Consider the following 12,818-nt stretch of genomic DNA (forward strand, 5'->3'; position numbering starts at 1 on the left):
GGGGGTCCTTCTCCTACTCGTTGAAGGGCACCGCGGAGTACTGGCTCAGCTTGTCCAGCGAGTGCAGGCTGTCGATCATCCGGATGGTGCCCGAGCGGGACCGCATCACCAGGGACTGCGTGGTGGCCCCACCGGCGCGGTACTGGATGCCGCGCAGCAGTTCGCCGTCGGTGATGCCGGTGGCCACGAAGAAGACGTCGCCGCGCACCAGGTCGTCGATGGTCAGCACCCGGTCCAGGTCGTGGCCGGCGTCGATCGCCCGCTGCTTCTCGGCGTCGTCGCGCGGCCACAGCCGGCCCTGGAGCGCACCGCCCATGCACTTGAGCGCGCAGGCGGTGATGATCCCCTCCGGCGTGCCGCCGACGCCCATGAGCAGGTCGACGCCGGTGCCCTCACGGGCCGCGGCGATCGCGCCGGCCACGTCGCCGTCGGTGATGAACCGGATCCGGGCGCCGGCCTCCCGCACCTCCTGGACCAGCTGCTCGTGGCGCGGCCGGTCGAGGATGACGACGGTCACGTCCCCGACGTGCATCCTCTTGGCCTCGGCCACCCGGCGGATGTTCTCTGCCACCGGCGCGGTGATGTCGATGGCGTGCGCGGCGGCCGGGCCGGTCGCGATCTTGTCCATGTAGAAGACCGCGGAGGGGTCGTACATGGCCCCGCGGTCGGCGACGGCCATGACGGCGATGGCGTTGGGCATGCCCTTGGCCATCAGCGTCGTGCCGTCGATCGGGTCCACCGCGACGTCGCACTCCGCGCCCCAGCCGTCGCCGACGTGCTCACCGTTGTAGAGCATCGGGGCCTCGTCCTTCTCGCCCTCCCCGATGACGACGACGCCCCGCATGCTCACGGTGCCGATGAGGGCGCGCATCGCGTCCACCGCGGCGCCGTCGCCTCCGTTCTTGTCACCCCGGCCGACCCACCGGCCGGCCGCCATGGCCGCCGCCTCGGTGACCCGCACGAGCTCCAGGGCGAGGTTCCGGTCCGGCGCGGGCCGGTCGGCGCGGACGGTGGACTGGCGCGGGGGCAGCGGACCGTCGGGCAAGGGCAGCGACACGGGACCTCCTGGGCGACGCCGGCGACGCTGCCCGGCGGGATGGGGGAGCGTTGCTGCGATCCTAGGGGCATGCCCGATCCCGGCCAGTCCGGCCAGCGTCCCGACGAGCACTTCCCGGCAGGCGCGGCCACCGCCGTCACCCCGCAGGAGCCGCCGCCGCCGGCGGTCGACCGCATGGGCCGGTTCACACCTGCGAACATGCTGCGGTCGCTGCTCCCGCTGGTGCTGATCTGCCTGGTCATCGTGGGCGTCATGGCGGTGCGGCAGACCCCCGAGGACCCGATCCGGGAGGTCGACACGACCAGCGCCGAGCGCGCGTCGGCCGAGGTGGCCTCCTACGAGCTGCTGGTGCCCCGCGGCCTGCCGGAGGGCTGGCGCCCGACCAGCGTGCGCACCAACGCGGGCTCGGCGTCCCCGGGTGACCCGATCACCCTGCAGATCGGCTGGTACACGGCAGGTGGCAGCTACGCCGGGTACGTCGTCAGCGACGACCCGGGTGTCGACGCGCTCACCGACGTCCTCGAGGACGCCACGCCCGAGGGCGAGGAGCTGGTGGACGGCGAGACCTGGCGGCGGATCACCACCGAGCGCGGCGAGACGGCGCTGACCCGCACCGCGGGGACGGCGACCCTCGCGGTCACCGGGTCGGCGTCGGACGAGGAGCTCGGCACCCTCGCCGCGTCGCTGGAGCCCTACGGCCCCTGACCCTCCCGGCCATGTTGGCCAACATGGCCGGGGACGTCAGGTGTCGGTGGGGGCGGCGGCGGCCAGGCGCTCGCGGGCCCGGTCCAGCCAGTGCTGGCAGAGCTCGGCGAGCTGCTCGCCGCGCTCCCACAGGCCCAGCGACTCCTCCAGGGTGAGCCCGCCGGCCTCCAGCCGGCGCACCACGTCGGCGAGCTCCTCGCGGGCCTGCTCGTAGGTCTGCGTCGGCTCGGCGGCCGGGTCGGGCGTGCTCATGGCTGAGCATCCTCCCCGGTGGTGGGCCGGTCGACGCGCACCGGGAGGCGCCCGCCGGCGACCCGGACCAGCAGCCGCTCGTCGTCGCCCACCTCGGCCGGGTCGCGCACCAGCGCGCCGTCGGCCCGCTGCACCACCGCGTACCCGCGCTGCAGCGTCGCGGCCGGCGAGAGCGCGGTGACCCGCGCCCGCGCGTGCTCGAGATCGCGTTCGGCGACCTCCACCCGGTGGGTGACGGTGCGGGTGGCCCGGGTGCGCAGCGCGGTGACGTCGTCGGCCCGGCCGGCCAGCAGCCGGGTGGGGTCGGCGAGCACGGGCCGGCTGCGGACCGAGTCCAGCCACCGTTCCTGCTGCTCGAGCCGGCCGGCGAGCAGGTGCCGGGCGCGGGCCCGGAGGCCGTCGACCAGGCGGCGCTGCTCGCCGATCTCGGGCACCACCCGGTGCGCGGCGTCGGTCGGCGTCGCGGCGCGGACGTCAGCGACGTGGTCGACCAGCGTCGTGTCGGTCTCGTGGCCGACCGCGGTCACCACCGGGGTGCGGCTGGCGGCGATCGCCCGCACCAGGCCCTCGTCGGAGAAGGGCAGCAGGTCCTCCACCGAGCCGCCGCCCCGGGCGATGACGATCACCTCGACGGTGGGGTCGGCGTCCAGCCGCTGCAGCCCCGCGATCACCGACTCGGCCGCGGTGGGCCCCTGGACGGCGCAGTTGTGCACCGCGAAGCGGACGGCGGGCCACCGGCGCCGGGCGGTCACCAGGACGTCGCGCTCGGCGGCGCTGTCCCGGCCGGTGATGACCCCGACGACGGCCGGGGCGAAGGGCAGCGGGCGCTTGCGGACGGCGTCGAACAGCCCCTCCGCGGCCAGCAGCCGGCGGATCCGCTCGATCCGGGCCAGGAGCTCACCCAGGCCGACCGCGCGGATCTCGGTCGCGCGGAGGGAGAACGAGCCGCGGGCGACGTAGTAGTCGGGACGGGCGCGCACCACCACGCGGGCGCCCTCGGTGAGCTCCAGCCCGGGCCGGTCGGCGACGTCCCGGTGGCAGGTGACCGGCACCGACAGGTCTGCGGCGGGGTCCCGGAGGGTCAGGAACACCGTCGCCGCGCTGCCCCGTCGGGACAGCTGGGCGACCTGTCCCTCCACCCACACCTCACCGAGCCGGCCGATCCACTCGGCGACCTTGCGGGCCACGGTGCGCACCGGCCACGGCGCCTCGGGCGAGGAGGGGGACGTCACCCGGTCGAGACTGCCAGGCGCCTGGTGACGTGGTGGAGCGGCCCCTTCCTCAGCCGCGGTCGGCGTTCAGCTTCTCCAGCCGGTTCTGCAGCAGCGTGACGTACGGCGCGCGGGAGCGGGTGGCCCGCTCGTAGTCGAGCAGGTCGGCGACCGTCTCCGCCGGATAGGCGCGCAGGTGGCCCCGCAGGGCGGGGATGCTGAACGACTCGTAGCCCGCGACCGGGGGGCTGGTGGCCGCCTCAGCACCCTCGTCCTGCGCGGCACCGTCGTCCTGACCGCCGTCGGCCGGCGCAGAGCCGTCGTCCGCCGCGGTCTGCGGGGTGACGCTGGCGGCTGCGTCGGGACCGCCCAGGTCGACCAGCTCCTCCTCGGCCTCGTCGAGCGCGGCCACGTCCAGGGAGGCGTCCTCCAGGGTGGCGGTGTCCTCCGGAGCCGTGTCCGGGGTGACGTCGGCGAGGCTCGGGACGTCGGTCGCCGCCGGGGGCTCGCCGGGGACGACGGCATCGGCCAGGGCGTCGTCCGCGGGTCCGGCGTCGTCCGCGGGCTCGGCGACGTCCGCGGTGAGGTCCTCGAGCACCTCGTCCGGGACGGCGTCGGGCAGCTCCTCGACCAGCTCGTCGGTGACCGATGCGGCCAGCTCGTCGACCACGGCGGTGACCGCGTCGGCGGCCGGGTCGTCGGGCAGTGCCGCGACCTCGGCCGGGCTGAGGTCGGCGTCGTCGAACGCGGTGGTCGAGAGCACCGCGGACTCGACGTCGTCGGAGAGCGTCCCGGGGTCGACGACCGGCAGTTCGGCGACCGCCAGGTCGTCGGCGAGCTCGTCGGCGAGCGCGTCCGCCTCGGTCTCCTCGTCGACCGCGGGGTCGTCGGCCAGGTCGAAGGCGGAGGTGCGGACCGAGGCGTTGGCCGCCGGCTCGGGGAGGTCCTCGTCGAAGGTCGCCAGCCCGGGTTCGGCGTCGCCGCGCATCCCGGTGAGCACCTCGTCCCCGCGGGCCACGAGCCCGGAGTACTGCTGCTGCAGCCGGAGCGAGGTCTGCATGGCCAGCCCGATCAACCGCACCGGCAGTCCGGGCAGGGTCTCGGGCAGCTTGCGGGCCTCGTCCAGCACGGTCGCGGCAAGGCCGGCGACCGCGCGGACGGCCTCGGGGATCTCTCGAGCCATGGCCTCAGCGTGCCCCACCGGCAGGACGACGGCAGCCCGACCGGGCACGGGAGAGCGTGGTCTCCGTCTCGTGTCCGGGGCTGGCCCGTTCGCGCACCTACCATGGCGGCATGGCTGAACCGCGCGGACGCGTCCTGCTCGCCGATCCCCGGGGCTACTGCGCCGGCGTGGACCGGGCCGTGGTGGCCGTCGAGCGGGCGCTGGAGATCCACGGGGCACCGGTCTACGTGCGCAAGCAGATCGTCCACAACAAGCACGTGGTCGCCACCCTCGAGCGCCGGGGCGCGGTCTTCGTCGACGAGACCGACGAGGTGCCCGAGGGCGCGGTCGTCGTGTTCAGCGCCCACGGCGTCTCACCGGCGGTCCGGGCCGAGGCGCAGCAGCGGTCGCTGAAGACCATCGACGCGACCTGCCCGCTGGTCAGCAAGGTCCACATGGAGGCCAAGCGCTTCGCCAAGGACGACTACGACATCCTGCTGATCGGCCACCGCGGGCACGAGGAGGTCGAGGGCACGATGGGGGAGGCCCCGGCGCACACCCAGCTGGTGGACGGCGCGGACGACATCGCCAACGTCCAGGTCCGCGACCCGGAGAAGGTCGTCTGGCTGTCCCAGACCACGCTGTCGGTGGACGAGACGCTGGCGACCGTCGACTCGCTGAAGTCCCGGTTCCCCGGTCTGCAGAGCCCGCCCAGCGACGACATCTGCTACGCGACCCAGAACCGCCAGCAGGCCGTCAAGCAGATGGCGGGGGAGTGCGACCTGGTCCTCGTCGTGGGCTCCACGAACTCCTCGAACTCGGTGCGGCTGGTCGAGGTCGCGCTGGAGGCCGGTGCCCGCGACTCGCACCTGGTCGACTTCGCCTCCGAGATCGACGAGGCCTGGCTGGAGGGCGTCGGCACGGTCGGGGTCACCAGCGGCGCCTCGGTCCCCGAGATCCTGGTCAGCGAGGTGCTCGACTGGCTGGCCGCGCGCGGCTACCCGGACGTCGAGACGGTCAAGGCCGCCGAGGAGCGTCTGGTGTTCGCGCTGCCCCACGAGCTCAAGCCGCGCCGTGCGGCGCTCGCCGTCGACACCGACTGAGCAAGGACCCCGCCTCCCCACCCCTCGCGGGCTGAGGGAGGGGGCCGCGACGAGCCGAGGGCCGGCACCCGGGAGGCTGCCGGCTCTTCGTGCGTCCGGAGGTACCGGTCAGCGGCGGGTGACCAGCCGGACCAGGGTGAGCACCAGGGTGACGCCGGTGGCGATCGCCATGGCCGGGAACCCCTGGATGAGCAGGGTGGCCATGGTCGGCAGGGTGAAGGTGGCCGACGGCGCGAGCGCGATGTTCAGCAGGGCGACGGCCATGAAGACCAGCGGCGGCGCGATCAGCGTGGTGACCAGGTCCCGGCGGCGGACCAGGAGGGTGGCCGCCGCGGAGCTGGCGGTCAGGGCCACCAGGGTGATCCGGCCGAGCCCGATGCCGATGTAGCTGTCCGCTGCGGCGGCGGCCAGGGTCACCAGGAAGACGCCGAGCGCCGCGACCGCGCCGGGCAGGCGCGAGCCGGACTGCGTGGGCGGGTGGGACCGCGGGGACGGCGGGCTGCCCCCACCGCTGCGGTGGACGTCGCGGGGCTGCGGGGGGCGGCCCGGGACCTCGGGGAGCGAGCCGCGGCGCGGCGGCTGGCCGGCGCGGGAACCCGGCGCGCGACCCCCGGGCGTGCGCGGGTCCACGTCGCGACCCGGCCGCTCCCGCTCGGTGCGCCCGCGGGACGTGCCGTTCCCGGCGCGCGGCGACGGGTAGCCCGGGCGCGCGGAAGGGCCGGCATCGCCGCGTTCTGGCCGCACGGCATCCTCCCGTCTGGCATCGACAGTGACCGGAGCGATGGTGCACCTCCTCGTCGACGACGAGGAGCAGCGCCCTCGCCGGTCGGGCCACGGTAACGGCCCGTCCTGAGTCAACGCTGGACCCTGCGGGGAGCGGTGGTGCAGATGTCGCCCATGTCGACGCACTGCGGTGGCGGATTGTGTGGATCAGGGCCTCAGGAGTCCCATCGTCCTCTTCTTGTTCCGGAACGGCAGGTCGGCGGGCGCGGTCAGCCGGTCAGGTCGTCCCGGTCGGTGTGCCGGCCGGGCTCGTCGTCCAGCACCGGCCGCAGCGCGCGGACCGTCCCCTCCACCGGGGCGGGGACGGGCACGGGGCTCGCGGCGACGCCGAGGTCGTCGAAACGGCGGGTGGCCACCAGCACCGACCGCTCGTAGGAGCCGACCGTCTCGTTGTAGCGGGTCAGCGCCGAGCCCAGCGCCGAGCCGAGCCGGGACAGGTGGCCGGACAGCGTGCTCAGCCGGGCGTGCACGGTGCGGCCCACCTCGAGGACCGCGGCGGCGTCCTGGGCCAGCCGCTCCTGCCGCCAGGAGTAGGCCACCGTCCGCAGCAGGGCCAGCAGGGTGCTCGGGGTGGCGATCACGACGTCCCGGGCGAACCCGTGCTCGAGCAGGGTGGGCTCGGCCTCCAGCGCGGTGCTCAGGAAGCCGTCGGAGGGCACGAACAGCACGGTGAACGGCGCGGCGCTGCCGAAGGCGGTCGGATAGCGGCGTGCCGCGAGGGCGTCGACGTGCGCCCGCAGCTGCCGCGCGTGGTCGGCGACCCGCTGGTCGCGCACCGCCTGGTCGGTGGCCTGGACCGCCTCGATGTAGCCGGCGAAGGGGACCTTGGCGTCGACGACCACGTGCCGCCCGTCGGCGAGGGTGACCACCAGGTCGGGGCGCACCCGGGCACCCTCGTCGGTCGTGCTGGTCGGCTGCTCGACGAAGTCGCAGTGCTCGAGCAGGCCCGCGACCTCGACGACCCGGCGCAGCTGCAGCTCGCCCCAGCGGCCCCGCACGTGCGGCGTGCGCAGCGCCGTCACCAGCGCCGCCGTCTCCTGGCGCAGCAGGACCGACGTCTGGCCGACCGCCCCCACCTGTTCGCGCAGCTCCCCGTGGGCGGTGGCGCGGTCGCGCTCGATGCCGGCCAGCAGCCGGTGCAGGTGGTCCAGCGACTCGTGCACCGGTTCCAGCGCGTCGGCCGCCGGTCGTCGGCGGCCGCGCAGCGCGACGGCGGCGAGGGTGACGGCGGTGGCCAGCAGCGCCCCGAGGAGGAGCCCGAGGAGCAGGGAGGCGGCGTCCATGCCCGCAGACTGCCGGACGGGTCCGACAGTTCGCGGGCGGACGGTCACACGGTGTACAGCTCGGGCGTGTCGCTCGCCTCCGCGGCGTGCGCCGCCTCGTGGTCCAGCAGCCACCGCTTGACCGGCGTCCCCCAGCGGTAACCGCCCAGCTTGCCGCCGGTGGCCAGCACCCGGTGGCAGGGGACGAACAGCGCCGCCGCGTTCCGCGCGCAGGCGCCGGCGGCGGCACGGACGGCCGAGGGCCGGCCGCAGCGCACGGCGAACTCCGCGTAGGTGTCCGGCCGTCCGGCCGGCACCGTGCGCAGCACCTCCCAGGCGTCCTGGAGGAACGGGCCGGAGCGCTGCCGCACCGGCACCGGGTCGATGGCGGTCACGTCACCCTCGTCGAAGGCCTCCACGGCCGCCAGCACCGGCAGCTGGTCCGCCCGCTCCACCCAGGTGGGCCGCAGCGAGCGGTGGACGACGGAGAGGAGCTCGGCGACGTCGTCGGTCCAGCCGCTGGCCAGCACGACGTCCTCGCCGTCCTCGCCGGGAGTGACGACGACGGTGAAGGGGCCCGGGGGCGTGGCGGTGGTGGCGTACCGGGCGGGTGGTGTCTTCATCAGGCGCTCCGTTCGCTGGAGGGGCCGCGGGTGAACAGGCTGGGCACGGCGAGCGCCCAGAGGTGCTGGACGGCGTAGGACCGCCACGGCCGCCAGCGGGAGGCGGCGTCGCGGTCGTCGATGCCGAGGGCGGCGAGGCCGCGGCGCACCGCGAGGTCGCCGGGGAGCCAGACGTCGGGGTCGGCGAGCCCGCGCAGCCCGACGAGGGCCGCGGTCCACGGTCCGATCCCGGGGACGGCGAGGAGGGCGCGGGAGGCCTCCTCGCGGTCGGCCCCGGGCCCGAGGGCGACCGTGCCGTCGGCCAGCGACTCGGCCAGGGCGTGCACCGTGCGCCGGCGGGCACCGGTCAGGCCCACCTCGGTCAGGTCGGCGCCGGCGAGGTCGGCCGGGCGCGGGAACGTGGTGGTGAGGGTGCCGACCGGCTCGGCCAGCGGACGGCCCGCGGCGGCCACGACCCGGGCGGTGAGCGTGCGCGCGCCGGCCACCGACACCTGCTGGCCGAGGACGGCGCGCACGGCGAGCTCCGCGGCGTCGGGGGCGGCGGGCACCCGGCGGCCGGGCGCGGTGCGCACCAGGGGGGCGAGCGCCGGGTCGGCGCCGAGCACCTCGTCGACGGCGGTCGGGTCGGCGTCCAGGTCGAGCATCCGGCGGCAGCGGGTGACCGCGGGGCCGAGGTCCCGCAGCGCGGCCAGCCGCAGCCGGGCCAGCACCGCCGCACCGCCGCCGGGTGCCGGGGAGAGCCGGACGACGGCGGGACCGTGCGGCAGGTCGAGGACCCGGGAGAACGTCGTCCCGTCCCACTCCTCCAGCCCGGGGGTGGCGTGGGCGCCGAGGAAGTGCAGCACCTCGTCGGCGGCGAACGGGGCGCGGGCGGCCAGTCGGAGGGTGAGCCAGCCGGGGGTGCCGCCGTCGGTGCGCGGGCTCGTCGGGCGCAGACCGGTGGGCGTCGTCCCGAAGACCGACCGCACCGTGTCGTTGAACTGCCGGATGCTCGCGAAGCCGGCCGCGAAGGCGACGTCGGACACCGGCAGCCGGGTGGTCTCCAGCAGCAGCCGCGCCGTCTGCGCCCGCTGGGCGCGGGCCAGCGCGAGCGGCCCGACGCCGAGCTCGGTGGTGAGCAGCCGGTGCAGCTGGCGCTCGGAGTAGCCGAGCGCGGCGGCCAGCCCGCCGACCCCCGCCCGCTCCACCTCGCCGTCGGCGATCAGCCGCATCGCGCGGGCGACGACGTCGGCGCGGACGTCCCACTCCGGCGAGCCGGGGACGGCGTCGGGCCGGCACCGCCGGCAGGCGCGGAAGCCGGCCGCCTGGGCGGAGGCCGCGGTGGAGTGGAAGGAGACGTTCTCCTTCCGCGGCGTGCGGGCCGGGCAGGAGGGGCGGCAGTAGATGCCGGTGCTGCGCACCGCGGTGACGAACCAGCCGTCGAAGCGCGCGTCCCGGCTGGCCACCGCGCGGTAGCAGTGCTCGATGTCCAGGAGCTCGTCCACGCGACGAGCATGGCACCGATCCGGGTGGGCGACTGGCGGTTTCCGGACACGGCGGTGGACCTCCGTCGTCCACCGACCGGTGGACGACGGACCCACGGCTCGGCGGTCCCGCGGACGCTCGGGCGCGGAGAGGGTCGTACCCATGACGACGACAGAGACGGCACCGCCGCCGGACTGGACCGGCGGAGCCGGCCCGGCGATCAGCGTGCGGGGACTGGTGAAGCGGTACGGGGGCAGGGCGGTGGTCGACGGCCTGGACCTGGACGTGGCGCGCGGGGAGTGCTTCGCGCTGCTGGGCCCCAACGGGGCCGGCAAGACCACGACGATCGAGGTGCTGGAGGGCGTCCGCCGCCGGGACGGCGGGGACGTCGTGGTGCTGGGGGAGGACCCGGCGTCCGCGGGGCGCACCTGGCGGGCCCGGATCGGCGTGGTCAGCCAGGGGGAGGGGGCCGCTCAGGCGCTCACCGTCCGCGAGGCGCTGGACCACTTCGCGGCCCACCACGCCGACCCGCGTCCGACGGCCGAGCTGCTGACCGCGGTCGGCCTGGAGGAGAAGGGGGGCACCCGGGTCGGCCGGCTCTCCGGCGGCCAGCGGCGCCGGCTCGCCGTCGCGCTCGGCGTGCAGGGACGCCCGGAACTCGTCTTCCTCGACGAGCCGACGACCGGGATGGACCCGGTCGCCCGGCGGCAGTTCTGGGAGCTGGTCCGCGGCCTGCGCGCCGACGGGACGACGGTGCTGCTGACCACGCACTACCTGGACGAGGCCGCCGAGCTGGCCGACCGGGTCGGCGTCATCTCCGGGGGCGTGCTGGCCGAGGTGGCCCCGCCCGCCGAGCTGGGCGCCCGGCTGCGCCGGGAGGCGACCGTCTCCTGGCTCGAGGGCGGCCGCCGGCGCGAGGTGCGCACCGAGTCGCCGGCCGCGGTGCTGCGCGACCTGCTCGCGGCCTCGCCCCGCGAGGTGCCCGGCCTCACCGTCACCCGTCCCGGCCTGGAGGACGTCTACCTCCAGCTCGTCGCCACCACCACTTCTGAGGAGCTCCGATGACCGCCGTCCTGACCACACCCCGTTCCGCTCCTTCGGCTACCACTCGGCCCGCCCCGCGACCCCCGGCACGGATCGCGCTGGCCCGGGTGGGCCTGGAGCTGCGCCTGTTCTCCCGCGAGCGGCAGCAGGTGGTGTTCTCCTTCGCCTACCCGGTCGTGATGATGCTGATCTTCGCGAGCGTGCTGGGCGCCGACGAGCGGCCCGGCGGGATCTCCTTCGAGTCGTACTTCCTGGCCGGGATCGTCGCCACGGGGATCATGCTGACCAGCTTCCAGGCGGTCGGGACGGCGATCGCCGTCGAGCGCGAGACCGGTCAGCTGGAGCGGCTGCAGCTGCTGGGCACCCCGCCGGTGGCCTACTTCGCGGGCAAGGCCGGACAGGTGCTGGTCACGACGGCGGCCCAGCTGACCCTTCTCCTGCCGGTCGCCCGGTACGGCTTCGACGTGCCGATGCCGGTGGACCTGGCGCACTGGGTGACGTTCCTGTGGGTGGCGGCCCTCGGGTCGCTGGCCGGCACCGTCCTGGGGATCGCGGTCTCGGCGCTGCCGGGCAGCGCCAGCGCGTCGAGCACGGCGATCTCCGCCTTCGCGATCGTCCTGCAGTTCTTCTCCGGCGTGTTCTTCGGCTTCCTGGAGCTGCCCGGCTGGATGCAGCAGGTCGCGGCCCTCTTCCCGCTCAAGTGGATGACCCAAGGCATGCGCTCGGCGTTCCTGCCCGAGGGGGCCGGTGCCTTCGAGATCGCGGGGGGATGGGAGCACGGCCGGACGGCGCTGGTGCTGGCCGCATGGGTGATCATCGGTGCCGTGGTGTGCATGCGGACCTTCCGGTGGCGTCGGTGACCTCAGTGCGGCGCCCGCGCCCCGCCGTCGTCCCGGCTGACCGGGACGGCGGCGGGGTGCCGCTGTCCGCCCGCAGCTGGCGGGTCACCCGGCTGGTGCTGCACGCGGTGTTCGCGGTCCTGGTGACGGGCGCGGTGGGCGCCGTCTGGTTCGGGGACGCCGAGGGCTCCCGGACCGTCCTGCTCGCCGCGCTCGCCGTCCTGGTCGCTGCCTACCTGGTGCTGGGTGCACCCGGCCTGCACGGCCGGGACCCTCGCCGCCGGACCGGCTACCTCGCCGTCCTGGTCGCCGTGGTCGCGGTGCTCGCCTGGCAGGAGCCCTCGCTGCTCTTCCTGCTCTTCGTTGCGTTCTCGCAGGTGTGGTTCCTCGTCGACAGCGTGCTTGCGGGGGTGGCGTGGACGCTGGTGCTCGGTGTCGCGGGCACGGTCGGGCCGCTGGTGCGCTGGAGCCAGGGGACCGAGCCGCTGTCCGGCCCGACGCAGACCCTGGTCGGGCTGGGCTTCAGCCTCGCGATGGGGATCTGGGTCACCCGGGTTCTGGAGCAGAGCCGGCAGCGCGCCGAGCTGATCCGCGAGCTGGAGGAGACCCGGGCGGAGCTGGCCGCGGCGCACCACGAGCAGGGCATCGTCGCCGAGCGGGAGCGCTGGGCGCGGGAGGTGCACGACACCCTGGCGCAGGGCTACACGAGCATCGTCGTCCTCGCGCAGACCGCGGCCGTGCAGCTGCCGGACGATCCAGCGGCCGCCGCGGAGCGGATCGCGCTCATCGAGGAGGTCGCCCGGGAGAACCTGGCCGAGGCGCGGGCGATGGTCGCGGCGTTCTCGCCGGTGGCGCTCGACTCGTCGACGCTGGTGGAAGCCCTGCGGCGGCTGGCCGACCGGTTCGGCCGGGAGACCGGGATCGCCACCCGGGTCGACCTGGCCGCGCTCGACGGGGACGCCGGGCTCACCTCCAACGAGGAGGTCGTGCTGCTGCGCGGGGCGCAGGAGGCGTTGGCCAACGTCCGCCGCCACGCGGCGGCGCGGTCGGTGGTGCTGCGGGTCAGCCGGGTCGGAGCGGGGGAGTCGGGACAGGTGTCGGTGCAGGTGGAGGACGACGGGGTGGGCTTCGACCCGGCGGCCGCGAGCGGGCTGGGGCTGGCCGGGCTGCGCGACCGGGCCGAGGAGGTCGGCGGTGCGGTGGACGTCGCCTCGGTGCCGGGTGGGGGGACCCGGGTGACGGTGCGGGTGCCGGTCCGGTGACCACCCGCGAAGGTGACGGTCGAGCGAGCATCGCAGGGAGCGCCAGCGACC

Annotated in this window: 13 protein-coding genes; 5 read left to right on the plus strand and 8 right to left on the minus strand. The window is 75.7% G+C overall.

Annotated features, from left to right (window positions below; all coding sequences use genetic code 11):
* Window positions 1-13: 13 nt before the first annotated feature.
* The gene (glpX, locus tag HL189_RS01230) at window positions 14-1,057 is read right to left on the minus strand and encodes a class II fructose-bisphosphatase (protein WP_369131875.1); all 1,044 of its coding nucleotides are present in this window, start codon (window positions 1,055-1,057) and stop codon (window positions 14-16) included.
* Between the two features lie 69 nt (window positions 1,058-1,126).
* Between glpX and HL189_RS01235 the strand changes: the two genes are divergently transcribed.
* The gene (locus HL189_RS01235) at window positions 1,127-1,762 is read left to right on the plus strand and encodes a DUF4245 domain-containing protein (RefSeq protein WP_369131876.1); all 636 of its coding nucleotides are present in this window, start codon (window positions 1,127-1,129) and stop codon (window positions 1,760-1,762) included.
* Window positions 1,763-1,798: 36 nt separating this feature from the next.
* Here the strand turns inward: HL189_RS01235 and HL189_RS01240 are convergent, their stop codons facing one another.
* From HL189_RS01240 to HL189_RS01250, 3 genes are read right to left on the minus strand one after another with little or no spacing between them, the layout of a single operon-like run.
* Window positions 1,799-2,014: an exodeoxyribonuclease VII small subunit gene (locus tag HL189_RS01240; protein WP_369131877.1), complete on the minus strand. Its 216-nt coding sequence runs from the start codon at window positions 2,012-2,014 to the stop codon at window positions 1,799-1,801.
* Window positions 2,011-3,246, minus strand: coding sequence for an exodeoxyribonuclease VII large subunit (xseA, locus tag HL189_RS01245; RefSeq protein ID WP_369131878.1), 1,236 nt, complete (start codon window positions 3,244-3,246; stop codon window positions 2,011-2,013). Before xseA ends, HL189_RS01240 begins: the two co-directional genes overlap by 4 nt.
* Window positions 3,247-3,295: 49 nt before the next feature.
* Window positions 3,296-4,408 carry a hypothetical protein gene (locus tag HL189_RS01250; RefSeq protein WP_369131879.1) on the minus strand — a complete coding sequence of 371 codons (1,113 nt, stop codon included), beginning with the start codon at window positions 4,406-4,408 and terminating at the stop codon, window positions 3,296-3,298.
* 110 nt (window positions 4,409-4,518) lie between these two features.
* Here HL189_RS01250 and HL189_RS01255 point away from each other — a divergent pair, with 110 nt between their 5' ends.
* Window positions 4,519-5,490 (plus strand): 4-hydroxy-3-methylbut-2-enyl diphosphate reductase, encoded by a 972-nt coding sequence (locus HL189_RS01255; RefSeq protein ID WP_369131880.1) that lies wholly within the window; start codon window positions 4,519-4,521, stop codon window positions 5,488-5,490.
* Window positions 5,491-5,598: 108 nt separating this feature from the next.
* Here the strand turns inward: HL189_RS01255 and HL189_RS01260 are convergent, their stop codons facing one another.
* The 4 genes from HL189_RS01260 to HL189_RS01275 all read right to left on the minus strand — a co-directional run bounded on the left by HL189_RS01260 (window position 5,599) and on the right by HL189_RS01275 (window position 9,642).
* Window positions 5,599-6,120: a DUF6542 domain-containing protein gene (locus HL189_RS01260; protein ID WP_369131881.1), complete on the minus strand. Its 522-nt coding sequence runs from the start codon at window positions 6,118-6,120 to the stop codon at window positions 5,599-5,601.
* Window positions 6,121-6,482: 362 nt separating this feature from the next.
* Entirely contained in the window at window positions 6,483-7,556 is a 1,074-nt protein-coding gene (locus tag HL189_RS01265; RefSeq protein ID WP_369131882.1) for a DNA recombination protein RmuC, read from the minus strand.
* A 44-nt stretch (window positions 7,557-7,600) separates the two neighbouring features.
* Window positions 7,601-8,158, minus strand: a complete 558-nt coding sequence (locus tag HL189_RS01270) for a methylated-DNA--[protein]-cysteine S-methyltransferase (RefSeq protein ID WP_369131883.1) — start codon at window positions 8,156-8,158, stop codon at window positions 7,601-7,603.
* Complete coding sequence (locus HL189_RS01275; protein ID WP_369131884.1) at window positions 8,158-9,642, minus strand: AlkA N-terminal domain-containing protein; 1,485 nt, start codon at window positions 9,640-9,642, stop codon at window positions 8,158-8,160. The genes HL189_RS01270 and HL189_RS01275 overlap by 1 nt, the downstream gene beginning before the upstream one ends.
* A 142-nt stretch (window positions 9,643-9,784) precedes the next feature.
* On the opposite strand from HL189_RS01275, the gene HL189_RS01280 reads away from it, so the two are divergent.
* From HL189_RS01280 to HL189_RS01290, 3 genes are read left to right on the plus strand one after another with little or no spacing between them, the layout of a single operon-like run.
* Window positions 9,785-10,687, plus strand: a complete 903-nt coding sequence (locus HL189_RS01280) for an ABC transporter ATP-binding protein (RefSeq protein ID WP_369131885.1) — start codon at window positions 9,785-9,787, stop codon at window positions 10,685-10,687.
* On the plus strand, window positions 10,684-11,526 hold the full coding sequence (locus HL189_RS01285) for an ABC transporter permease (RefSeq protein WP_369131886.1): 843 nt from the start codon (window positions 10,684-10,686) through the stop codon (window positions 11,524-11,526). The genes HL189_RS01280 and HL189_RS01285 overlap by 4 nt, the downstream gene beginning before the upstream one ends.
* Window positions 11,523-12,767, plus strand: a complete 1,245-nt coding sequence (locus HL189_RS01290) for a sensor histidine kinase (RefSeq protein WP_369131887.1) — start codon at window positions 11,523-11,525, stop codon at window positions 12,765-12,767. The genes HL189_RS01285 and HL189_RS01290 overlap by 4 nt, the downstream gene beginning before the upstream one ends.
* Window positions 12,768-12,818 lie beyond the last annotated feature (51 nt).

The sequence above is a fragment of the Modestobacter sp. I12A-02662 genome, assembly GCF_041028325.1.
GTDB lineage: Bacteria > Actinomycetota > Actinomycetes > Mycobacteriales > Geodermatophilaceae > Modestobacter.

Excerpts from the sequence above, each read along its gene's own strand:
- HL189_RS01235 (WP_369131876.1), top strand. The coding sequence starts at position 1,127 with ATGCCCGATCCCGGCCAGTCCGGCCAGCGTCCCGACGAGCACTTCCCG.
- HL189_RS01240 (WP_369131877.1), bottom strand. The coding sequence starts at position 2,014 with ATGAGCACGCCCGACCCGGCCGCCGAGCCGACGCAGACCTACGAGCAG.
- HL189_RS01250 (WP_369131879.1), bottom strand. The coding sequence starts at position 4,408 with ATGGCTCGAGAGATCCCCGAGGCCGTCCGCGCGGTCGCCGGCCTTGCC.
- HL189_RS01255 (WP_369131880.1), top strand. The coding sequence starts at position 4,519 with ATGGCTGAACCGCGCGGACGCGTCCTGCTCGCCGATCCCCGGGGCTAC.
- HL189_RS01265 (WP_369131882.1), bottom strand. The coding sequence starts at position 7,556 with ATGGACGCCGCCTCCCTGCTCCTCGGGCTCCTCCTCGGGGCGCTGCTG.
- HL189_RS01270 (WP_369131883.1), bottom strand. The coding sequence starts at position 8,158 with ATGAAGACACCACCCGCCCGGTACGCCACCACCGCCACGCCCCCGGGC.
- HL189_RS01280 (WP_369131885.1), top strand. The coding sequence starts at position 9,785 with ATGACGACGACAGAGACGGCACCGCCGCCGGACTGGACCGGCGGAGCC.
- HL189_RS01285 (WP_369131886.1), top strand. The coding sequence starts at position 10,684 with ATGACCGCCGTCCTGACCACACCCCGTTCCGCTCCTTCGGCTACCACT.